We start from the raw sequence: 21,069 nt of genomic DNA, 5'->3' as shown, positions 1-21,069 counted from the left end.
ATAATGTTCTTTTATCTCAGTTTTGCATCCAGCTTGTTCTGCAAGTTGGTAATAAGTTTCTGCATTACCTTGTCAATCTGCTTGTCGTTCAAGGTAGCATTTTCGTCCTGAAGCATGAAACTTACGGCGTAGCTCTTCTTGCCTGCTTCCAGATTCTTGCCTTCGTATACGTCAAACAGCTCTACGTTCTTCAAAAGTTTCTTTTCGGTTTCGTAAGCTATCTTCTCGATTTCGGCAAACTGTACTTTCTTGTCTATCAAAAGTGCAAGGTCACGTTTTACAGCCGGGAACTTGGAAATTTCTTTGTAGTAGACAGTGTTGTTCTTGATTGCCTTCATCAGTTCTTTCCAGTTCAGGTCGGCATAGTAAACTTCATTGTCGATATCGAAGGCTTTCTGTATCTTCTTGTGGATGATACCGAAGGTAGCCAGCAGTTTTCCGCCACGGGTATGTACCGAAATGGCTACAGAATAGATATCGTCGGTCAGGTTTCCGAATACCAGTCCGCCAAAGTTCACTCCCAGACGGCGGAAGATATTCAATACGTATGCTTTCAACTCGTATACTGAGCTGTTTTCATCGGGATGTGCCCAAGAATTGCTTACGCGTTTTCCTGTCAGCCACAAGCCCAGATGCAGTTCTTCTGAATAGGCAGCAAGAACTTTCTCCGGATTCTTCTTCTCGGCATTGAAGTGATAGCAGTTACCGAATTCGAAGAACTTCAGGTCGGCATTCTTACGGTTGGCATTGTGCTGGATACTTTCCAGACCACCGAACAGCAAAGTTGCACGCATTACGTTCAAATCGTTGCTCAACGGATTCATCAGGCGGACAAGATTTTCCGGTTTGTAGGTTTCCAGTCCGTCATAATAGGCAGCGGCTGTCAGCGAATTGTTCAGTATCTCATTGAAACCACAGCCAACGAGCTGTTCGGAAATGAGGTTCTGAAGTTTAACCGACTTGTCAACGTCGCCTTTTACGCTCAGACTCGACTTGACAGAAGTAGGTATTTCTACATTATTGTATCCGTAAATACGGAGAATGTCTTCTACTACGTCGCACGGACGCTGTACGTCTACACGATATGCCGGAACCAGCAATGACAGACCTTCGGCAGTTTCGCCGGTAATCTTCATTTCGAGGCTGGTTACAATGCTCTTGATAGTTTCTACCGGAATAACCTTTCCAATCAAAGCGTTAACATAGTTGTAAGAAAGTTCTACCGGGAAATCGGCAATCGGCGACGGATAGTTATCTTTTATCTCAGAAGCGATTTCGCCACCGGCAAGTTCTTTTACCAGCAAGGCAGCTTCTTTCAGAGCATAGATGGTATTGTTCGGGTCGATACCACGTTCGAAGCGGAAAGAAGAATCGGTGCTCAGTCCGTGACGGCGGGCAGTCTTACGTACCCATGTCGGGTGGAAATAAGCACTTTCCAGGAATACATCTTTTGTTGCTTCGGTGGTTCCAGAATCGAGTCCGCCAAATACACCTGCAATACACATCGGTTCTTCCGTATTGCAAATCATCAGGTCACGGTCGGACAGCTTGCGTTCTACCTCATCCAGTGTAACGAACTTGGTGCCTTCCGGACAAGTCTTTACAACAATCTTACCGCCTTTAATCTTGTCGGCATCGAAGCAGTGCATCGGCTGACCGTATGCGTGAAGGATGTAATTGGTAATATCGACTATATTGTTGATAGGACGCACACCGATAAGACGCAGTTTGTTCTGCAACCATTCGGGGCTTTCCTTTACCGTTACGTTCTTGATGGCAACGCCTGCGTAGCGTGGACATGCTTCTGTGTTCTCAACAACGATATCGATGTCCATATCGTGATTGTCTACTTTGAAGGCATCAACCGAAGGACGCTTCAAGGTTGCCTGACGGCCGTTCTGAATGAGCCATGCATACAAGTCGCGTGCTACGCCATAGTGTGAGCAGGCGTCCGAACGGTTTGGAGTAATATCTACCTCCAGCACGTAATCGCTCTTGATATTATAATAATCTTTGGCAAGGGTTCCCGGCACAACATCGGCAGGAAGCACGATGATACCTTCGTGGCTTGTACCGATACCGATTTCATCTTCAGCACAAATCATACCGTTCGACTCAACGCCACGCAGTTTCGACTTCTTGATGGTGAAACATTCGTCGCCGTCGTACAGCTTGGTTCCGAGCGTTGCCACTACCACTTTCTGTCCGGCAGCTACATTAGCAGCTCCACAAACAATCTGAACAGGCTCGCCCTGTCCTAAGTTTACGGTAGTGATATGCATGTGATCTGAATTTGGATGCGGTTCGCAAGTCAACACTTCGCCGATAACAAGCCCTTCCAGTCCTCCTTTTATAGATTGAACTTCTTCTACCTCGCCTGTTTCCAGACCTATGGAGGTAAGTGCGGCTGCCACTTCATCGGGTGTCAAATCGAAGTTGACGTATTCTTTCAGCCAATTATACGAGATATTCATATATGTATAGTTTTATGTATTTCTTAATTGTCGTGCAAATGTAATATAAATATTTGGGATAGAATATGAGTGCAAGGAGTTTTTTACGTTCACTCAAAGACAGATACCCCACTCCTTTACCCTCTTTCCGGTCTTTCTGTCATGCGGAAGTGCACATCAGAACGGCACATCCGGAACCGGACCTCCAAACGGATTTTCGGGTTGCGGAGCCATCTCCACGGGAGGAGGAACGAACGACTGTCCTCCGCCGCCGTTGTTTATTTTTGACCGGAGAACCGGGGCTGCATTTTCCTCGCCGGGCATCGGTACAATCATTTCGTCGTCCGGATTCTGGAAGCGGGCAAACTCGGCACGGAAACGCAGGAGCACGTCGCCTACCGCACCGTTACGATGCTTGGCGATGATGATTTCTGCCATGCCGTGCAGGTCGTTTCCTTTTTCGTCGGTATAGATTTTATAATACTCCGGACGGTGAATGAAGCATACCATATCGGCATCCTGCTCGATGGCTCCCGATTCACGCAAGTCGCTCAACTGCGGGCGCTTTCCGTCGATACCTTCACGGCTTTCCACACCACGGTTCAACTGACTCAGGGCGATGATCGGAATGTTCAGCTCCTTGGCAAGTCCTTTTAGCGAACGCGAGATAGTACTTACTTCTTCCTGACGGCTTCCGAACGACATACCACTGGCATTCATCAGCTGAAGGTAGTCGATGATGATAATCTTTACGTCGTGTTCGCGTACCAGTCGGCGTGCTTTGGTTCGCAACTCGAAGACGGACAGTGAAGGTGTATCGTCGACATAGAGCGGAGCATCGTACAGTTCCTTGATCTTGTAGTCGAGCTGTCCCCATTCATAAGGAGCAAGCTGACCGCTCTTGATTTTCTCACCGGGGATTTCGCAGACATTTACAATCAGACGGTTCACCAACTGCACGTTACTCATTTCCAAAGAGAACAAAGCGACGGGAACTTTATTGTTTACCGCCATGTTCTTTGCCATGGAGAGCACGAAAGCCGTCTTACCCATCGCCGGACGGGCTGCTATAATAATAAGGTCGGAATTCTGCCAGCCGGAAGTCATTTTGTCAAGCTGGTGGAAACCGCTCGACAAACCGCTCAGACCGTCGGTACGAGCCGCTGCTTTCTGAAGCATTTCATACGCTTCCTGAATGACAGGATTAATCTGCGTATAGTCTTTCTTCATGTTCTGCTGCGAAATTTCGAAGAGTTTTCCTTCGGCTTCCTGCATCAGATCGTCCACGTCCTGCGTTTCGTCGAATGCCTTTGTCTGGATATTGCTGGTGAAAGAGATAAGCTCGCGCGCCAGAAATTTCTGGGCGATGATGCGGGCATGGTATTCGATATGGGCAGAAGACGCTACCTTTCCACTAAGTTGGGTGATATAAAAAGGTCCTCCCACCTCATCCAGATCACCACGTGAGCGCAACTGTTCTGTCACCGTCAGGATATCAATCGGTTTCTGTTGTATCGCCAGGTCGGTGATGGCTGCATATATCAACTGATTGCGGTGTTCGTAAAAAGATTCGGGACGGAGAATTTCGCTGACAAGCGAATATGCATCCTTTTCAATCATCAATGCTCCCAGTACAGCCTCCTCCAGTTCAGGAGCCTGCGGCTGCAAATGTCCGTATTCATCAACAGGCTTTGCCTTGGTTGCCTTCGGAACACGGGTAGTTCTTCTCGTTTCTGCCATTTCTCTCTTTTAGATTTTAACTCCGCAAAGATAGAAAAAATGATTCTTATTTTCATTATGGCAGGCATACCAAACTTTTTTTATCGCCGACATGCGGTATCGTTTTCCCTGCTGCCGAACTATATTTTTGAAAAAATGCCAACTGATTTTAAAAACTTTGCATTATCTTTGAGGAAATAAAATTTAACGATATGATTACTTTTCCTAATGCTAAAATAAACCTTGGACTGAACGTCGTGGAGAAACGTCCCGACGGATACCATAATCTGGAAACTATTTTTTACCCGATCAGGCTGCAAGATGCGCTGGAAGTAAACCTTCTGGAGGGCTCCGATTTACCTTACAAATTTCATACTACGGGTACGCTGATAGAAGGAGCGCCCGAAGATAATCTGGTAATCAAGGCGTACAATCTGCTGAAAGCGGAGAATTACGAAATGCTTCCTGTAGATATTCATCTGTTTAAGCATATTCCGACTGGTGCGGGACTGGGAGGTGGCTCGTCGGATGCTGCCTTTATGATTAAACTGCTGAATGAGAAGTTCAAGCTTAGACTGAGCGAAGAAAAAATGGAGGAGTACGCAGCCCGACTGGGAGCCGACTGTACGTTCTTCATCAAGGACAAACCGGTGTTTGCTTCCGGCATCGGAAATATATTCGAACCGATAGAGCTTTCTCTGAAAGGGTATTATCTGGTTCTTGTGAAGCCGAATATTTCTGTGGCTACACGCGACGCTTATGCAGCGGTCAAGCCTCAGCATCCGGAAGTATCGCTGAAAGAAATAGCAAAACAGCCGGTGGAAACATGGAAAGACTGCATGAAGAATGATTTTGAATGTAGTGTATTCCAAAAGTATCCTGAGATTGCTGCTATCAAAGACAAGCTGTATGATCTGGGAGCTCTCTATGCTTCAATGAGCGGTTCCGGCTCGGCTGTCTATGGTATCTTTAAGGAGGCAATAGAAAATGTTGATGAAAAATTCGGCGAATGTTTCTGCCGTCAGCGTGAACTGGAATAATCTCTGTATGGCAGATTTCATCGACGATAAAATACATTATCTTTCATTTGATTCCGACGGAATAGAGCTTCCGTCGGAATTTACTTATCCTTTTCACTATATTCCTCATCCACTGACTGTCATGGCTGCCCGCGAGGTTCAGGATTATCTGGCATCGCGGACGGACTGGACGGAAGAACTGTCGGAAGGCAAAATGTTCGGAGTACTGATTGTGCAGACACCTGAGGGGAAAGTCGGTTATCTGGCTGCCTTCTCCGGAAATCTGGCGGGCAGTAATCTGCACAGTTTTTTTGTGCCTCCTGTATACGACTTGTTGCAGCCGGATGGTTTCTTCCGTATAGAAGAGGCAAATATCTCGGCCATAAACAAACGGATTAAGGAGCTGGAAAGCAGTCGGCAGTTGACGGAGATGCGAACGGCTCTGGCTGAATGTCGGGCACAGGTAGACCGTACGCTGGCTGATGCCAAACAACAGATGAAGGAGGCAAAAATCGTACGCGAGCAACGGCGTTCGGAAGGTGCCGGCGAGGAAGAGCAGAAAGCCATGATTCGTGAAAGCCAGTTTCAGAAGGCAGAATACAAGCGTCTGGAAAAAAGGCTGAAGGAAGAGATGCAACAACAAGCGGAAGAACTGGAAAATCAGGAGCAGCTTATCCGGCAACTGAAACAGGAGCGCAAGACGCGTTCTGCTGCCTTGCAGCAAAAGTTGTTCGAACAGTTCCGCATGCTGAATGCGAAAGGAGAAGTAAAAGATCTGTGTGAACTGTTTAAAGATACTCCGCAAGGTACTCCTCCTGCCGGAACAGGCGAATGTGCCCTGCCCAAACTGCTGCAATACGCTTACCAGCACCAGCTCAAGCCTCTTGCCATGGGAGAGTTCTGGTGTGGCAAATCGCCGAAAGAAGAAGTAAGGCACGAAGGGCACTTCTACCCTTCCTGCAAGGGCAAGTGCGCTCCTATCCTGAAGCATATGCTGATAGGACTGCAAGTGGCAAAGAATCCGCTGGCAGAGAATGTACACAAAGACACGGAACCCGAAATCGTTTACGAGGATGAGTGGCTGCTCGTAGTGAACAAACCCGCCGGCATGTTGTCTGTTCCCGGCAAGGAAGCGCTGAATTCGGTATATCAGTTTCTGCATGAACGTTACCCGGAAGCCACAGGTCCCATGCTCGTCCACCGGCTTGATATGGCTACTTCCGGATTGTTGCTTGCTGCAAAAGACAAAGATACTCATCAAGTACTGCAAGCACTTTTCAGCGGAAGACAAATAAAAAAACGCTATACCGCCATCTTGTCCGGAACGGTCAGTACCGACGAAGGGGTTATCAGTCTGCCGCTTTGCCCGAATCTGCACGACCGGCCGCGTCAGATGGTAAGCTTTGAGCATGGCAAACCTGCCGTAACTCGCTACAAGGTGCTGGAACGTAAAAACGGAAAAACACTGATTGCCTTTTACCCTCTTACGGGACGGACACATCAGTTGCGTGTACATGCTGCCCACCAGCAGGGGCTGTCGTGTCCAATCGTGGGCGACGAACTGTACGGGAAACGTGCCGACAGGCTGTATCTGCATGCGGCAGAGCTGAGTTTTACACATCCTGTAAGTGGAAAAGATATTACAATCTGCCGTGAAGCCGACTTCTCGCTCGGATAGACGAAAGTACTAAAATTTGTTATTTCCGATAAACCTTTTCGGCTGCGTCGTGTCATAGCATCAGAAAGCGCGCTAAAAATAGTTTTTAGTATAAACCAAAATTACAACAACAATGAAAACAAAACGTTTATTCACAGCACTGATGATGGCAACCATGATGAGTTGCGGTATTATATTGGCACAGCCGGGACAGAAGGACAAGAAACTTACACCGGAACAGCGTATCGAAATGCAGGTTAAAAAAGCACAGCAACGTCTTCTTCTGGACGAAGCAACTGCTGCAAAATTCGCACCGCTGTACAAAGAGTATCTGGAAGCAATGCAGCAATGCAAGCCTGCCTGCAAGAAATTACAAAAAGGTGAGAAAAAAGAACTGACTGATGCCGAGATAGACCAGATGATGCAAGACCGTTTCGCTGCCCGCAAGAAACTTGTTGAAACGCAGGAAACGTATTACAAGAAGTTTAAAAAGGTTTTAAACATCCGTCAGGTAGAAGCTCTGTTCAAGGACAATGGTTCCAAACGTGCTCAGCGCCCGTGCATGAAAAATCCTCAGTGCCCGCAGCAGCCTAAGGGAAAAATGGGACAAGCTCCGGCATCTTGCGACAGATGTCCGGCTTCACAGAAATAAATTTCCTTTAATGCAAGACCTATAAATTTGATAAAGAATCAGCCTCCGATGAAGATGGATATATCTCTCACCGGAGGCTGATTCCTTTTTTGCCCTCCTGTCATTCAGGATCGGACGATGCTGCATTTAGATCAGGCAGAGTCCTTACAACTTCGCTCTGCCTAATAGCTTTTTAATAGGCGTGGTCGTCTTCCTTCATTTCTTCCGTCGTTATCGGCTTTCTGTCTATCGCTCTCCAAGCATAAACGATGTATGCCAAAACAAATGGAACAAGAATAGAAACATAAGCCATGGTTGTAAACGTAAACTTGCTGGAACAACTGTTGGCGAGTGTCAGCGAACTTTGCAAATCGGCCGTAGATGGATAGTAGGCCGTATGATTATATCCTACGCACAGCAGCAATGCCAATACGGTAAGCACTGTTCCAATTCCTGCAAACCAAATGCCTTTTGTATAGGTTGTACTGAGAATACTTTTTATCAGGCCGAACAAGACTCCAATAACTCCCACCAAGAATAAAATCAGCAGAAGAGGCATATCCATCAGGTTATGGAAGTATTTATACGGCTCCATTACAATCGCCTGAGTAGCCGGATCGACGGCAAATCCATGTTTCAGCAGAGTACGGATCACAAAGGCCAGGAAGAATATCAGGAAGGGTACAGCATCTGAAATCAACTGGCGGCGGCAGCGAAGAATCAGTTCCTCATGGCGAATGTTATTGATGAAATACAAATTGCCTAACAAACGCGCCAGGAAAAAGACTGCCAGCCCAAGAATCAGGTTCCACGGATCGGTAAAAGCATCCAGCCCGTGCCAGCCGTTTGCCCACCGACTGATAACCGGCATCATTTCGTTGGTCATGTTTGCCTTCCGGACAATGAAGTTTGAACCGTTGAAAAAGGTCGCAACGGCTGCACCCAGCAATACAGGTCCTACAATTCCGTTTATCACCAGAAAATACTGATAGGTACGTTTACCCAGAAGATTACCTAATTTCGACTGGAATTCATAAGAAACAGCTTGCAACACGAAGCTGAACAGAATAATCATCCACAACCAGTAAGCACCTCCAAAGCTGGTACTGTAGAATAACGGGAAAGATGCAAAGAAAGCTCCTCCGAAAGTAACCAGTGTAGTAAACGTAAACTCCCATTTGCGTCCGGTAGAATTTACCAGCAATGTACGCTCTTCTTCAGTCCGTCCCAGACGGAACAATAGTGAGTTTCCTCCTTGTACGAACAACAGAAATACTAACAATGCTCCCAGCAAGGACACCAGGAACCACCAATAGTTCTGTAAAAATATATATGTAGTATCCATAATTTCTATGATTTAAGCAATGGTTGATTGATTATTATTGTACTTCCTCCGGTCCCTTCTTGATAGCTTTCAGCATAATGCCGATTTCTGCAATCAACAACACGGTAAACATGATCAGGAATATAAAGAAGGTTGTCTGCACAGAGCCGGTTTCCAGTCTGGAAATGGCAGCATTCACCGGAAGTAAATCCTGAATTGCCCACGGCTGATGCCCAACTTCGGCAACAACCCATCCCGCCTGACTGGCAATATAAGCCAATGGAATGCTCCAGAGAGCTACCCAATGCAGCCAACTGGCTTTCGACAACTGATGTTTCCACGACAAGAATAGAATGACAATAAAGAAAAGAATAAAATACATTCCCAGACCAACCATTACACGGAACGACCAGAAAGACAACCATACGTTCGGCACAATCGAATTAGGATCCTTTATATATCCATATCCGAAATAAGGCATATTTTCATCCAGCACCTGACGCGCACGCTGCATACCTTCTTCATTTTTTTCTTCTTTTGCCTGACGGAAATCGGAAAGAGCCTTAATGGCTACTTTTCCCTTCTCTATTTTTTCGTTAACAGAAAGAGCTTTCGATCCGTCGGGGAGCGTATATCCGCCCAACAGCAGATCGTTTATTCCCGGAACATATCCGGCTGCATCGTGAGTAGCAAGATACGAAAGCATTTCTGGAATCTTGAGGCTGCCCACTACTGTAAGCGGCTCATGAGTTCCTCCGTCATAAAGAGCTTCCATAGCTGCCAGCTTCATCGGTTGATATTTGGCAACCTGATAGGCCGACTTGTCACCGGAGAAAGCCGTAACCAATGCAGCAAACAATCCTACTCCAGCTGCAATTTTGATGCTGGCTACAGCAAATTCCTTTTCACGCTTACGCAACAAATACCATGCACTGACGCCGATAACAAATACCGCTCCCAGTATCCAACTGCTAAGTACAGTATGCATGAATTTCATTACAGCCACAGGCGAAAAAGCTACTGAAGCGAAACTGACCATTTCGTTACGTACCGTTTCGGGATTGAATGCCATACCTACCGGATATTGCATCCATGAATTGGCAACCAGAATCCACCAGGCAGAAAAAGTTGCTCCCAGTCCTGTCAGCCAAGTAGAAGCCAAATGAAACTTCTTGCTCACTTTATTCCAGCCAAAGAACATGACAGCAATAAAAGTTGCTTCCATAAAAAAAGCGACAATACCTTCAATAGCCAGCGGAGCTCCAAATATATCTCCTACAAACCACGAGTAATTGCTCCAGTTGGTACCGAATTGAAATTCCAGAATCAGTCCGGTGGCAACTCCCACGGCAAAGTTTATTCCGAACAACTTCATCCAGAACTTAGCCGTCCGCTTCCAAAATTCATTTCCGGAAACATAATAAAGCGTTTCCATTAATCCCATAATAACAGCCAAGCCCAACGTAAGCGGCACAAATAGCCAATGATACATGGCAGTCAAGGCGAACTGGGCTCTCGACCAGTCGACCATCGATGTGTCAATACTTTCTAACATAAGTTTTCGTTTTTATTTAGTTATTGAATCAGTTGAACGATTTATAAGCTCCGAACCTACGTACTCCTGTTTTTCCTCGCTGGTCTTTCCTTTTAAAAAGGAGGGAAAGAAAAACAGTTTCAGAATAAAGAACATGATAAAGAGTTTTATCAGTATAAGTAACCAAAGAGTACGTCCAAGCGTCATGCCCCGGAAGCCGTCCCGATAGAACTCCCAAATATGAATGATATGTTTTTTAATCATAGTTTATTTTTATAATGATTACAAAGAAAAGTCTTTTATCGGTAAAAAGCAAGCCTTTGTCCTGATAAAATCAGCATTAATCTAATTCATTTGAACCTCTATATAACAACATGTATTTTTGTAGCGTCAAAATTAAATAAACAGAATATGAAACAACGAGCACTATGTTTTATCGCAATTCTTTCGGCCGCCTCTCCTTTTTACGCCCAGGAAGAGAAAGAATGGACATTGGAAGATTGCATCAATTATGCACTCGAAAAGAATATTCAGCTGCAACAGAATAAAATATCGTTGCAAGAAAGCGAAATAGACATAAAGAGTGCAAAGGCAAGTCTTTTCCCCAGTCTGTCGTTCAGCACCGGACACAATGTAGTGAACCGACCCTATCAGGAGCAGAGTGCAACGGTAAGTGGTACGGAAATCATTACCAGTGACAATAAGACAACCTACAATGGAAACTATAGCCTCAACGCTCAGTGGACACTCTGGAACGGAGGCAAACGACTTAACAACATCAAACAGCAGAAAACAAACCGGGATATTGCAGGACTTGCCGTAAACGAAACGGAAAATAACCTGCAGGAAGAAATCACCAAGCTGTTTATCCAGATTCTGTATGCTGACGAATCAATCAGCATCAACAAGAATACACTGGAGGTCAGCGAAGCAACGTTTCACCGGGCAGAAGAGCTGTTTAAGGAAGGAAGTATCTCGAAAGCGGATCTTGCCCAACTGGAAGCACAAGTCAGCAACGACAGATATCAGGTGGTAACCGCCGAAAGTTCCTTACGTTCCTACAAGTTACAGCTAAAGCAACTGCTGGAACTGGACGGCACTGCCGAAATGAAACTTTCACTCCCTACGCTGGACGACGAACATGTGATGCAAGTATTGCCCAGTCAAGCAGACATTTACCAGACAGCCCTGACAACCCGTCCTGAAATTCAGAGCAGCAAGTTGAGTATTGAAAATGCCAAACTGGCTATATCCACAGCCAAGGCCGGTTATTATCCTACTATCAGTTTGTCGGCTTCCAGCTCAAGTACAACAAATACAGCCAGCACAAACAACTGGGCACAACAAATGAAATATGGCTGGAACAACATGGTAGGAATCAGCTTGAGCATTCCAATATTCGATAACCGTCAGAACAAAAGTAACGTGCAGAAGGCACGACTGCAATACAGCGACAGCCAGTATGAACTGGTTAACAAGCAGAAAGAGCTATACAGCACCATCGAAACCTTATGGCTGGATGCGCTGAATGCACAGCAACAATATGCGGCTGCCGAAAGCAAGCTGGAAAGCAGTCAGACAAGCTTCGATATGGTAAGCGAGCAATTCAACCTGGGTATGAAAAATACCGTAGAACTTCTTACCGAAAAGAACAACCTGCTCAGCGCACAGCAGCAGCGCGTTCAAGCCAAATACATGGCAATCTTAAACCGTACACTGCTTAATTTCTATGCAGGCAATAAAATTGAACTATAAAAACTTGAAATATGAAGAGTAAGAAAACAATCATCATCGCAGCGGCTGTCATTATTGTAGTGGCCGGAGGATGCTGGATATTCGGTGGAACAAAAGCTAAAAACAAAGTAGACTTTGCAACCGAACAGGTACAGAAAGGAAATGTAAGCAACTCGATTACCGCAACAGGAACCATAGAGCCGGTAACAGAGGTAGAAGTCGGTACCCAGGTTTCAGGTATCATCGATAAGATATATGTAGACTATAACTCCGTAGTAAAGGAAGGTGAAGTCATTGCCGAGATGGATAAAGTAACTCTTTCGAGTGATCTCCAGTCAGCGCAAGCTACATACGACGGCGCCAAAGCCGAATATGAATATCAGAAAAAATTATACGACCGCAACGAGAAATTACACAAGAAACAACTTATCAGCGACACAGACTACGAAGAATCATTATACAATTACCAGCGTGCACGCAGTACATACGAACAAAGCAAAGCCGCACTTGCCAAAGCAGAACGCAACCTTTCTTATGCTACCATTACTTCACCGATTGACGGTATCGTAACCAGCAAGGATGTAGAAGAAGGACAGACCGTAGCTTCTGGCTTCGAAACTCCGACATTGTTCACCATCGCTGCCGATCTGACCAAGATGCAGGTGGTAGCCGATGTTGATGAAGCCGACATCGCCGGTGTTACAGAGGGAGCACGTGTTACCTTTACCGTCGACGCTTATCCGGATGATGTGTTCGAAGGAGAAGTACGTCAGGTACGTCTGGGTAGTACAAACAGCAGTTCAAGTAGCAGCAGCACATCGACAACAAGCGAAACTGTCGTAACATACGAAGTCGTCATTACAGCCGACAATCCTGAACTGAAGCTGAAACCGCGTCTTACTGCCAATGTAACCATCTACACACTGACTCGCGACAATGTACTGGTTGTTCCGTCTAAGGCACTGCGCTTCTCTCCGAATAAAGAAATAGCAGGCGGACGAAGCATCAAAAACTGTCAGGGAGAACATAAAGTATGGACACTGGAAAATAATACTTTCGTAGCACATCCGGTAAAAACAGGCATCAGCGACGGTACACACACAGAAATTCTGGAAGGTATCAGTGAAGGAACAAATATCGTTACCGAAGCCGTTGTAGCCAGTAGCATGTCGGAAATGACTTCGAGTGAAGGAGAAGGCGAACGCAGCCCGTTCATGCCTGGACCTCGAGGTAATAACAAAAACAAAAATAAAGAGAATAACTAAAAACAATTCTATACAGATAATACATCATGAGTAAAGTTGTCATAGAATTACAAAATATCAAACGAAACTTCCAGGTGGGCGATGAAACCGTACATGCACTGCGAGGCATATCATTTTCCATCTGCGAAGGAGAGTTTGTCACGATTATGGGAACTTCCGGTTCAGGAAAATCTACCTTGCTGAACACCTTAGGATGCCTGGACACGCCTACAAGCGGAGAATATCTGCTGGACGGAGTTTCCGTAAGAACCATGAGCAAACCCCAGCGGGCTGTATTGCGTAACCGCAAGATAGGCTTTGTTTTTCAGAACTACAACCTGCTTCCAAAGACTACAGCCGTAGAAAATGTAGAACTTCCGCTGATGTACAACTCGGCTGTCAGCGCAGCCGAACGCCGGCGCCGGGCTGTTGAAGCACTGATTGCGGTAGGACTGGGCGACCGACTGGAACACAAGTCGAACCAGATGTCCGGAGGACAGATGCAACGTGTAGCCATTGCCCGTGCACTGGTCAACAATCCGGCTGTAATTCTGGCCGACGAAGCGACAGGTAACCTCGATACACGTACTTCTTTCGAGATACTGGTACTGTTTCAAAAGCTACATGCAGAAGGACGTACCATCATCTTCGTTACCCACAATCCGGAATTGTCGCAATACAGCAGCCGGAATATCCGACTGCGCGACGGACATATAATAGAAGATAAGGTAAACAATCACATTCTGTCGGCAGCAGATGCGCTGGCTGCCCTGCCGAAAAATGACGAAGACTGATCGGCCTTATAGTCAGTCATAATTATTAAATTCTATTAGTAACATGAATGGAACAAATCTTTTTAAAATAGCCTTCCGTGCATTAGCCAACAACAAGCTTCGTGCATTTCTTACCATGCTCGGCATCATCATCGGAGTAGCTTCTGTCATTGCAATGCTCGCCATCGGACAAGGTTCAAAGCGAAGCATACAGAAGCAGATTTCGGAAATGGGTTCGAACATGATTATGATTCACCCGGGAGCTGAAATGCGAGGAGGTGTCCGCCAGGATCCATCGTCCATGCAGACCTTGAAACTGGAAAATTACGAGACACTGCGCGACGAGTGTATGTATCTTTCGGCTATCAGTCCGGATGTTTCCTCTTCCGGACAGCTGATTGCGGGTTCGAACAACTATCCGTCTTCGGTAAGCGGCGTCAGCATCGATTATCTGAAAATCCGCCAGCTCACCGTAGAAGAGGGAGAAATGTTCAGCGAAAACGATATACGTACAGCTGCGAAAGTATGTGTCATCGGAAAAACAATTGTAGATAATCTTTTTCCCGACGGAACCGACCCGATAGGAAAAGTAATACGATGCAACAAAATACCTTTCCGCGTAATAGGTGTCCTGAAATCGAAAGGATACAACTCAATGGGTATGGACCAGGATGATGTGGTACTGGCTCCTTATACTACCGTAATGAAACGTTTGCTGGCACAAACGTACCTGAGCGGAATATTTGCTTCGGCACTGACCGAAGACATGACCGAAGAAGCTGTCGACGAAATATCCGCTACCCTGCGTCGTGTACATAAGCTGAAAGCTACCGACGATGACGACTTTACCATCCGTACGCAACAGGAACTAAGCTCCATGCTGAATACGACAACCGACCTGATGACTACCTTGCTGGCATGTATAGCAGGAATCTCGCTGGTAGTAGGTGGTATCGGAATTATGAATATCATGTATGTGTCCGTCACCGAACGTACACGTGAAATCGGACTTCGAATGTCGGTAGGAGCGCGAGGCATTGATATCTTGTCGCAATTCCTCATCGAATCTATATTAATAAGTATTACCGGAGGATTGATCGGAGTAATACTGGGCTGCGGAGCAAGTTTCGTAATAAAGACTGTAGCACACTGGCCTGTATTCATCCAGCCCTGGAGTGTATTGCTTTCGTTTGCTGTATGTACGCTTACAGGTGTTTTCTTCGGATGGTATCCGGCTAAGAAAGCCGCCGATCTTGATCCTATCGAAGCATTAAGATACGAATAACGATAATGAGCTTGTGAAAGTTCATTTTTATAACTTTGTTCTTCATAACTTTGGTTTCCTTGTCCGGCTGCCTATGGCAATAAAAGTATTGCTAAGCAGCCGGACTTTTTAAAGTTTTTTGATTACTTTTGCTCACTGACCACACAACCTATGAAACAGCTCACTTATACGACTCACCGTTCACTCGAAATTTTGATCCACACTATTTGCTGGGGACTCTTTTTCACCTTTCCACTGTTCTTTACACAAAACAGTGACGGTTCCATAAAGTGGCAAGAATTCATACATCACTGCATTGTTCCTGCCTCTCTCTTTGTCATCTTTTATCTGAATTATTTTCTTTTCACTCCGCATATTCTCTTTCACGGCCAGACCAAACGGTTCATATTCGTGAATTCAATAGTCATTGCAGTCATGACAATCGGGCTGCGCTACTGGAACAACCTGAACTGTCCTCCCCCGCCCGACGACCGACCTGTACCACCAGTATACATCTTTTATCTGCGCGATCTGGCAAGTCTGATATTCTCTGCCGGACTGAGCGTGGCCATCTGCATGAGTAAACGCTGGAGCGAAGCCGAGGCAGAACGTCGGGAAGCTGTAAAAAGCCGTACGGAAGCAGAACTGAAAAACCTGAGAAACCAGCTCAACCCTCACTTCCTGCTGAATACGCTGAACAATATTTATGCGTTGATTGCCTTCGATTCTGAAAAAGCACAACAGGCCGTACAGGAACTAAGCAAACTGTTGCGCTATGTACTATACGACAATCAGCAAATGTTCGTCCCGCTGAAAAAGGAAATTGACTTCATATGCAACTATATCGAACTGATGCGCATCCGCGTATCGGCGCGGGTAAACATACAGACACAATTCAACATCAAGCCTCAAAGTCAGACACCCATAGCTCCCCTGATATTCATATCGCTGATTGAAAATGCATTCAAGCACGGCATCTCTCCCGTGGAACCCAGCTTTATCAGCATCACCATTTCGGAAGACAACGATAAAATAACGTGTACGATACGCAACAGTAATCACCCGAAAACCGAAGCCGACAAAAGTGGTTCCGGCATCGGACTGGAGCAAGTGAAAAAACGTCTGGAACTGATTTATCCCGAATCCTACAAATGGGACAGACATGTATCCGACGATGGAAAGGAGTATCTTTCCAACATTACAATCTATCTGAACCATCAATCTAAAAAAGACTAAAATATGAACTTAAGATGTGCCATTGTCGACGATGAACCATTAGCTTTAGGACTATTGGAGAGTTACATAAAGAAGACTTCCTTTCTGGAACTTTCGGGAAGTTATTCCAGTGCAATACAAGCCATGAAATATTTGCCAGAGCATCCGGTTGACGTGCTTTTCCTGGATATCCAGATGCCCGAACTTAGCGGACTGGAGTTTTCACGCATGGTTCCGAAAGATACCCGAATCATCTTTACTACCGCCTTCGACCAGTATGCACTCGACGGCTATCGGGTAAACGCACTCGACTACCTGCTGAAGCCAATCAGTTACTCCGATTTTATGGAAGCAATAAACAAGGCTGTCGGATGGTTTGAGCTTCAACAAAAGGCAGTCAAGCAGAACTCCGAAACAGCAGACGATAACAAGAAAAACTACATTTATGTAAAAAGTGATTACAAGCTGATACAAATTGAACTGAACAAGATATTGTATATAGAAGGTCTGAAGGACTACATAAAAATTCATCTGGAAGGAGAAGAGCGCCCCATACTTTCACTGGTAAGTATGCGCGCCATGGAAGAAAAACTCCCCGCAGACAAGTTCATCCGCGTGCACCGGTCGTTTATTGTCCAAAAGCAAAAGATAAAAGTTATCGACAAAGGAAGAATAGTTTTCGGAAAAGAATACATTCCGATCTCCGATAGTTACAAACAGGAACTCCAAAATTATGTTAATGAACATATTGTTTGAAAGAACCGTGTTTATTTAACTTTTTTTTACCGACCTGTTCAAAGTTTTTCCAACGAACATTTGTCACTTCTAAATATAACCTCTATATTTGTAGAGTACATAATAAGAACAGAAGTTGTGAAACTTCTTATTTGAATAGTTTAGTTAAGTCTAGTTTAGTTTTTGTGTTGTGATACTCCTACTGATAGTGTTCAGTGGGAGTATCTTTTTTATGCCCTCCCTACATATGAAAACAGCCGATTGCAGCCTTCAAGCAAAGTCACACGGATTTCACATTTATTCACCATAAGGCAGACATAAACATTCATTTAAAAACTCCCTATCCATATGTTCCAACGCAACAGACTATACAAAAATCTAAACATTTCTACTGATCAGCTACAAGACACGTAGCCTTTACAACCCGTTTCATATCGCCTGCCCGATAATCTCTCCAAAAATTTCAGAAACATGCCCCAAAGCCCAAACAAAGCTCAGGAGATCTCAAGAAAATTTGTACAAAAAATCAGAAAGTTTGTACAAATTTTCCAAAAACGTCTGCACGTTTTTAAGCAAACGTCTGCATGTCCCTCCAATCATCTCCCTATCTTTTCTACTTTTTATATATAGAACCTATTCCATAAGTCCGGCAAAAACATAACTTTGCAACAAAACTCAAAAATAAACACGTATGAAACGAACTGTATATTTCTTTGCCTGTCTGGCTTTTGCCGGCATCTTAGATTCCTGTAGCGGGAATAAATTCATCACATCATCGGGACTACGGTCGGAGGATTTCCGCCAAAAGGTTAACGGAGAAAAGACCGCCTTATACAAAATAAGCAATAAAAACGGACTGGAAGCCTGTATCACCAATTATGGTGCACGCGTAGTATCACTCATGGTGCCCGACCGCAACGGTAAGCTGGAGGACATCGTCTGCGGATTTCCTGATATAAACGGTTACCTCAGCCAGCCACAGAATTATGGAGCTACCGTAGGACGATATATCGGACGCATCTTGCATGCACGATACGTGCTCGACGGAAAAGAATATTGCTTGCAGGCAAATCATACCGACGGGCATACTGCACACGGAGGCGATCCGAATTTCGGTGCCCGCATGTGGAAAGTGCAGCAGGTCACTCCTTCTTCTGTCACCCTGACCTACCTCTCTCCCGACGGAGAAAACGGATTTCCCGGAAACCTGAAAGTAAAACTTACCTATACCGTTACCGAAGCCAACGCACTCGATATCCGCTACGAAGCTACTACCGACAAGCCAACTGTAATCAATCTGTGCAATCATTCGTTTTTCAACCTGTCGGGTAACCTGAACAGCAGCGTGGAAAACCAGATTATGTGGGTGGATGCCGACTACTTTACGCCTTATGACAAAAAGAAATGTGTGACAGGAGAATTATGGCCCGTCAAAAGCACGCCACTGGACTTCACTCAACCTCATGCCATAGGTCGGCATATCAACGATGAGTATGGACAATTGCAAGTAGTAAACGGATACGATCATGCATGGGCACTCCGTTCTCCGGGCGATGACAGCCGACCTGCCGTCTGGATATACGACGAAAACAGCGGACGAAAAATGGAAATCTATACTACCGAACCTGCTGTTCATATCTATACGGGCAACGGACTGAAAGGAAAAGTGAAAGGGAAAAATGACATTTGTTACCCGTTCCGAGGAGCTGTATGCTTTGAAACCTGCCACTTTCAGGACAGTCCGAACAATCCACAATTCCCCTCTACCACGCTAAGGCCTGGTGAAGTTTTCCAGAGTCATACGGTGTATAAGTTTACTACAGACTAATTGAGCATCCGGACAGAAAGAAGCCAAGCATCCGTTCCGACCTATTCTAAAAGGAAGATAAAATATTCTTTTTTACCACACCCAGCGAATCAGAACAGTTTTTCTGAAAAAATAATAAATAAAATGCAACTTTTTATGGCAAAATTTGCATGAAAAAACAGGAAAACGAATAATTATATGACCACTAAAAATCGATGCAACAGCATCTTACACTCCACATTTGCCGCACTGGCACTTGCTGGTCTTACGATGCTGACAAACGGGTGCGACATGATAGAATATCATCCCTACGACCTGAATATAAAGGGAGATACAGACATTAACCGGAAAAACATACAGACCATTGAAGCAAACTTGAACGGAAAGGAAGAGTTTTCGTTTGTCCTTATCAGCGACACACAGCGCTGGTATGATGAAACGGAAGATGCCGTAAATGCTATCAACGAACGTAATGATGTGGATTTCGTGATACATTGCGGCGACCTTTCCGACTTCGGCATGAAAATGGAATTTGAAAAACAGCGCGATATTCTGAACCGCCTGAGCGTCCCCTATGTATGCCTGCTGGGAAATCACGACTGTCTGGCTACAGGCAAGGAGGTATTCAACACTATTTTCGGCGATGAAAACTTTGCATTTACAGCCGGAAATGTGCGTTTTGTATGCCTCAACACCAACGCTCTGGAGTTTGATTACTCGGAAGCCGTACCCGACTTTTCTTTTTTAGAGCATGAACTACAGAACTTTCCTTCTCAGGCAAGCAAGACGGTAGTTGCCATGCACGCTCCTCCCCGCTCCGAACAATTCAACAATAATATCGCAAGAGTCTTCCAGTATTGCATTTCGCAATTCCCTTCTCTGCAATTCTGCATATACGGACACATACACAGCTTCTCGGAAAGTGATATATTCGAAGACGGCACCATGTACTATTCTGCTCCTTCCATCAACAAAAGAAACTATGTATATTTTACAATCAAAAAAAATGAATACAACTATGAGCTGGTCAATTTCTAAATATCTGCTGACTGCACTGCTGGCTGCTCCCCTTAACCTGTTCGGCATAACCGACGAAACGGAAGAATTGCCAGCTCCCAAACGCTGGGACAAGCGAGTGCATCTGAAATATGAGGGCTGGGAAAGGCTGAAACCGACTCATGCAAAAATACAATATGCAGGAGGAATGGGTGTAATGTCGGCCGGTGTAGGCTGGGATTACGGCAAACGCCGACAGTGGGAAACCGACTTCCTGATAGGTTATCTGCCTGCCAAATATGCTACCGACTTTCTTTTTACACTGACTATAAAGCAAAACTATATTCCGTGGAGTATGAGTTTTGGCGAACACTGGGCACTGGAACCGTTTTATTGCGGACTGTATCTCACGACTATAGCCGGAGAAGAGTTCTGGGAAAAGGAACCCGGACGATACCCTAACCGTTATTACAATTTCAGTACGAAGATTCGTCCGTATATATTTGTAGGACAACGACTGAACTTCAACCTGAAGCACAGTATAGTAAAGCATATTTCCTTGTTTTATGAGGTGAGCAGTTGCGAATTGTATATTATCAGCAAGGCTACAAACAAGAGTCTGACAATGAAAGATATACTACGCTTTTCGTTCGGAGCCAAAGTACAATTGTTTAAAAACAGACAAAAATAACCTGCCGGCACGCAGTATTTATCAGAATCGTACATTTTAGTAATAAACAAACAAGACGAATATGATAATACCACAGCTCAGTAACATGCAAAACGAAAATGAAACAGATGAATATAAGTCAGATAACAAAAAGATGCTTGCACGGACAATTTATGCCATAGTAGGCGGTATCATCATACTGAACCTGGCATGGTGGATTGTTTCACTATGCACGCATTAAAAAAATACAGACACTCAAAAATAATCTCTTTATAAACTTTCTTCCTATATGAA

Annotated in this window: 18 protein-coding genes; 13 read left to right on the top strand and 5 right to left on the bottom strand. The window is 45.0% G+C overall.

From position 1 onward, the window contains the following. Positions 1-11 precede the first annotated feature (11 nt). Positions 12-2,474, bottom strand: coding sequence for a phenylalanine--tRNA ligase subunit beta (gene pheT, locus WKT12_RS00090; protein WP_021970710.1), 2,463 nt, complete (start codon positions 2,472-2,474; stop codon positions 12-14). A gap of 156 nt (positions 2,475-2,630) precedes the next feature. Continuing rightward, a complete protein-coding gene (gene dnaB / locus WKT12_RS00085; RefSeq protein ID WP_021970709.1) occupies positions 2,631-4,193 on the bottom strand; it encodes a replicative DNA helicase in 1,563 nt (520 codons plus the stop codon). Between the two features lie 191 nt (positions 4,194-4,384). Here dnaB and ispE point away from each other — a divergent pair, with 191 nt between their 5' ends. The 3 genes from ispE to WKT12_RS00070 all read left to right on the top strand — a co-directional run bounded on the left by ispE (position 4,385) and on the right by WKT12_RS00070 (position 7,500). Beyond that, positions 4,385-5,212, top strand: a complete 828-nt coding sequence (ispE, locus tag WKT12_RS00080; protein WP_340318421.1) for a 4-(cytidine 5'-diphospho)-2-C-methyl-D-erythritol kinase — start codon at positions 4,385-4,387, stop codon at positions 5,210-5,212. A gap of 7 nt (positions 5,213-5,219) precedes the next feature. Beyond that, a complete protein-coding gene (locus WKT12_RS00075; RefSeq protein ID WP_340318600.1) occupies positions 5,220-6,869 on the top strand; it encodes an RluA family pseudouridine synthase in 1,650 nt (549 codons plus the stop codon). A gap of 112 nt (positions 6,870-6,981) precedes the next feature. Next, positions 6,982-7,500, top strand: a complete 519-nt coding sequence (locus WKT12_RS00070) for a hypothetical protein (RefSeq protein WP_340318420.1) — start codon at positions 6,982-6,984, stop codon at positions 7,498-7,500. Between the two features lie 172 nt (positions 7,501-7,672). On the opposite strand, the gene WKT12_RS00065 is transcribed toward WKT12_RS00070, so the two are convergent. The 3 genes from WKT12_RS00065 to WKT12_RS00055 are packed head-to-tail and all read right to left on the bottom strand — an operon-like array spanning position 7,673 to position 10,601. Then, positions 7,673-8,824, bottom strand: a complete 1,152-nt coding sequence (locus tag WKT12_RS00065; RefSeq protein WP_340318419.1) for a cytochrome d ubiquinol oxidase subunit II — start codon at positions 8,822-8,824, stop codon at positions 7,673-7,675. 34 nt (positions 8,825-8,858) lie between these two features. Then, positions 8,859-10,358: a cytochrome ubiquinol oxidase subunit I gene (locus WKT12_RS00060; RefSeq protein ID WP_340318418.1), complete on the bottom strand. Its 1,500-nt coding sequence runs from the start codon at positions 10,356-10,358 to the stop codon at positions 8,859-8,861. Between the two features lie 12 nt (positions 10,359-10,370). After that, entirely contained in the window at positions 10,371-10,601 is a 231-nt protein-coding gene (locus WKT12_RS00055; protein ID WP_021970703.1) for a DUF4492 domain-containing protein, read from the bottom strand. A 147-nt stretch (positions 10,602-10,748) separates the two neighbouring features. On the opposite strand from WKT12_RS00055, the gene WKT12_RS00050 reads away from it, so the two are divergent. The 10 genes from WKT12_RS00050 (at position 10,749) to WKT12_RS00005 (ending at position 21,016) form a co-directional block, all read left to right on the top strand. Continuing rightward, positions 10,749-12,092 (top strand): TolC family protein, encoded by a 1,344-nt coding sequence (locus WKT12_RS00050; protein ID WP_340318417.1) that lies wholly within the window; start codon positions 10,749-10,751, stop codon positions 12,090-12,092. Positions 12,093-12,103: 11 nt separating this feature from the next. Next, positions 12,104-13,336 (top strand): efflux RND transporter periplasmic adaptor subunit, encoded by a 1,233-nt coding sequence (locus WKT12_RS00045; RefSeq protein ID WP_340318416.1) that lies wholly within the window; start codon positions 12,104-12,106, stop codon positions 13,334-13,336. 26 nt (positions 13,337-13,362) lie between these two features. After that, the gene (locus WKT12_RS00040; RefSeq protein WP_340318415.1) at positions 13,363-14,109 is read left to right on the top strand and encodes an ABC transporter ATP-binding protein; all 747 of its coding nucleotides are present in this window, start codon (positions 13,363-13,365) and stop codon (positions 14,107-14,109) included. A gap of 43 nt (positions 14,110-14,152) precedes the next feature. Then, positions 14,153-15,373, top strand: a complete 1,221-nt coding sequence (locus tag WKT12_RS00035; RefSeq protein WP_021970699.1) for an ABC transporter permease — start codon at positions 14,153-14,155, stop codon at positions 15,371-15,373. Between the two features lie 150 nt (positions 15,374-15,523). Continuing rightward, positions 15,524-16,588, top strand: coding sequence for a sensor histidine kinase (locus WKT12_RS00030; protein ID WP_340318414.1), 1,065 nt, complete (start codon positions 15,524-15,526; stop codon positions 16,586-16,588). A gap of 3 nt (positions 16,589-16,591) precedes the next feature. Then, entirely contained in the window at positions 16,592-17,323 is a 732-nt protein-coding gene (locus WKT12_RS00025) for a LytR/AlgR family response regulator transcription factor (RefSeq protein WP_340318413.1), read from the top strand. Between the two features lie 670 nt (positions 17,324-17,993). Beyond that, positions 17,994-19,130: an aldose epimerase family protein gene (locus tag WKT12_RS00020; protein ID WP_340318412.1), complete on the top strand. Its 1,137-nt coding sequence runs from the start codon at positions 17,994-17,996 to the stop codon at positions 19,128-19,130. 249 nt (positions 19,131-19,379) lie between these two features. Next, positions 19,380-20,147, top strand: a complete 768-nt coding sequence (locus tag WKT12_RS00015; RefSeq protein ID WP_340318599.1) for a metallophosphoesterase family protein — start codon at positions 19,380-19,382, stop codon at positions 20,145-20,147. Then, positions 20,128-20,796: a hypothetical protein gene (locus tag WKT12_RS00010; protein WP_340318411.1), complete on the top strand. Its 669-nt coding sequence runs from the start codon at positions 20,128-20,130 to the stop codon at positions 20,794-20,796. Before WKT12_RS00015 ends, WKT12_RS00010 begins: the two co-directional genes overlap by 20 nt. Before the next feature lie 61 nt (positions 20,797-20,857). After that, complete coding sequence (locus tag WKT12_RS00005; RefSeq protein ID WP_021970600.1) at positions 20,858-21,016, top strand: hypothetical protein; 159 nt, start codon at positions 20,858-20,860, stop codon at positions 21,014-21,016. Positions 21,017-21,069 lie beyond the last annotated feature (53 nt).

Origin of the sequence: Phocaeicola sp. HCN-6420 (assembly GCF_037890145.1) — a bacterium.
Taxonomy (GTDB): domain Bacteria; phylum Bacteroidota; class Bacteroidia; order Bacteroidales; family Bacteroidaceae; genus Phocaeicola.
Note: the sequence above shows the minus strand (reverse complement) of the source record. Positions and strands in the feature narration are given on the sequence as shown.

What these genes read in the sequence shown, in the direction of transcription:
- pheT (WP_021970710.1), bottom strand. Translation starts at nt 2,474, where the DNA reads ATGAATATCTCGTATAATTGGCTGAAAGAATACGTCAACTTCGATTTG.
- dnaB (WP_021970709.1), bottom strand. Translation starts at nt 4,193, where the DNA reads ATGGCAGAAACGAGAAGAACTACCCGTGTTCCGAAGGCAACCAAGGCA.
- ispE (WP_340318421.1), top strand. Translation starts at nt 4,385, where the DNA reads ATGATTACTTTTCCTAATGCTAAAATAAACCTTGGACTGAACGTCGTG.
- WKT12_RS00075 (WP_340318600.1), top strand. Translation starts at nt 5,220, where the DNA reads ATGGCAGATTTCATCGACGATAAAATACATTATCTTTCATTTGATTCC.
- WKT12_RS00070 (WP_340318420.1), top strand. Translation starts at nt 6,982, where the DNA reads ATGAAAACAAAACGTTTATTCACAGCACTGATGATGGCAACCATGATG.
- WKT12_RS00065 (WP_340318419.1), bottom strand. Translation starts at nt 8,824, where the DNA reads ATGGATACTACATATATATTTTTACAGAACTATTGGTGGTTCCTGGTG.
- WKT12_RS00060 (WP_340318418.1), bottom strand. Translation starts at nt 10,358, where the DNA reads ATGTTAGAAAGTATTGACACATCGATGGTCGACTGGTCGAGAGCCCAG.
- WKT12_RS00055 (WP_021970703.1), bottom strand. Translation starts at nt 10,601, where the DNA reads ATGATTAAAAAACATATCATTCATATTTGGGAGTTCTATCGGGACGGC.
- WKT12_RS00050 (WP_340318417.1), top strand. Translation starts at nt 10,749, where the DNA reads ATGAAACAACGAGCACTATGTTTTATCGCAATTCTTTCGGCCGCCTCT.
- WKT12_RS00045 (WP_340318416.1), top strand. Translation starts at nt 12,104, where the DNA reads ATGAAGAGTAAGAAAACAATCATCATCGCAGCGGCTGTCATTATTGTA.
- WKT12_RS00040 (WP_340318415.1), top strand. Translation starts at nt 13,363, where the DNA reads ATGAGTAAAGTTGTCATAGAATTACAAAATATCAAACGAAACTTCCAG.
- WKT12_RS00035 (WP_021970699.1), top strand. Translation starts at nt 14,153, where the DNA reads ATGAATGGAACAAATCTTTTTAAAATAGCCTTCCGTGCATTAGCCAAC.
- WKT12_RS00030 (WP_340318414.1), top strand. Translation starts at nt 15,524, where the DNA reads ATGAAACAGCTCACTTATACGACTCACCGTTCACTCGAAATTTTGATC.
- WKT12_RS00025 (WP_340318413.1), top strand. Translation starts at nt 16,592, where the DNA reads ATGAACTTAAGATGTGCCATTGTCGACGATGAACCATTAGCTTTAGGA.
- WKT12_RS00020 (WP_340318412.1), top strand. Translation starts at nt 17,994, where the DNA reads ATGAAACGAACTGTATATTTCTTTGCCTGTCTGGCTTTTGCCGGCATC.
- WKT12_RS00015 (WP_340318599.1), top strand. Translation starts at nt 19,380, where the DNA reads ATGCTGACAAACGGGTGCGACATGATAGAATATCATCCCTACGACCTG.
- WKT12_RS00010 (WP_340318411.1), top strand. Translation starts at nt 20,128, where the DNA reads ATGAGCTGGTCAATTTCTAAATATCTGCTGACTGCACTGCTGGCTGCT.
- WKT12_RS00005 (WP_021970600.1), top strand. Translation starts at nt 20,858, where the DNA reads ATGATAATACCACAGCTCAGTAACATGCAAAACGAAAATGAAACAGAT.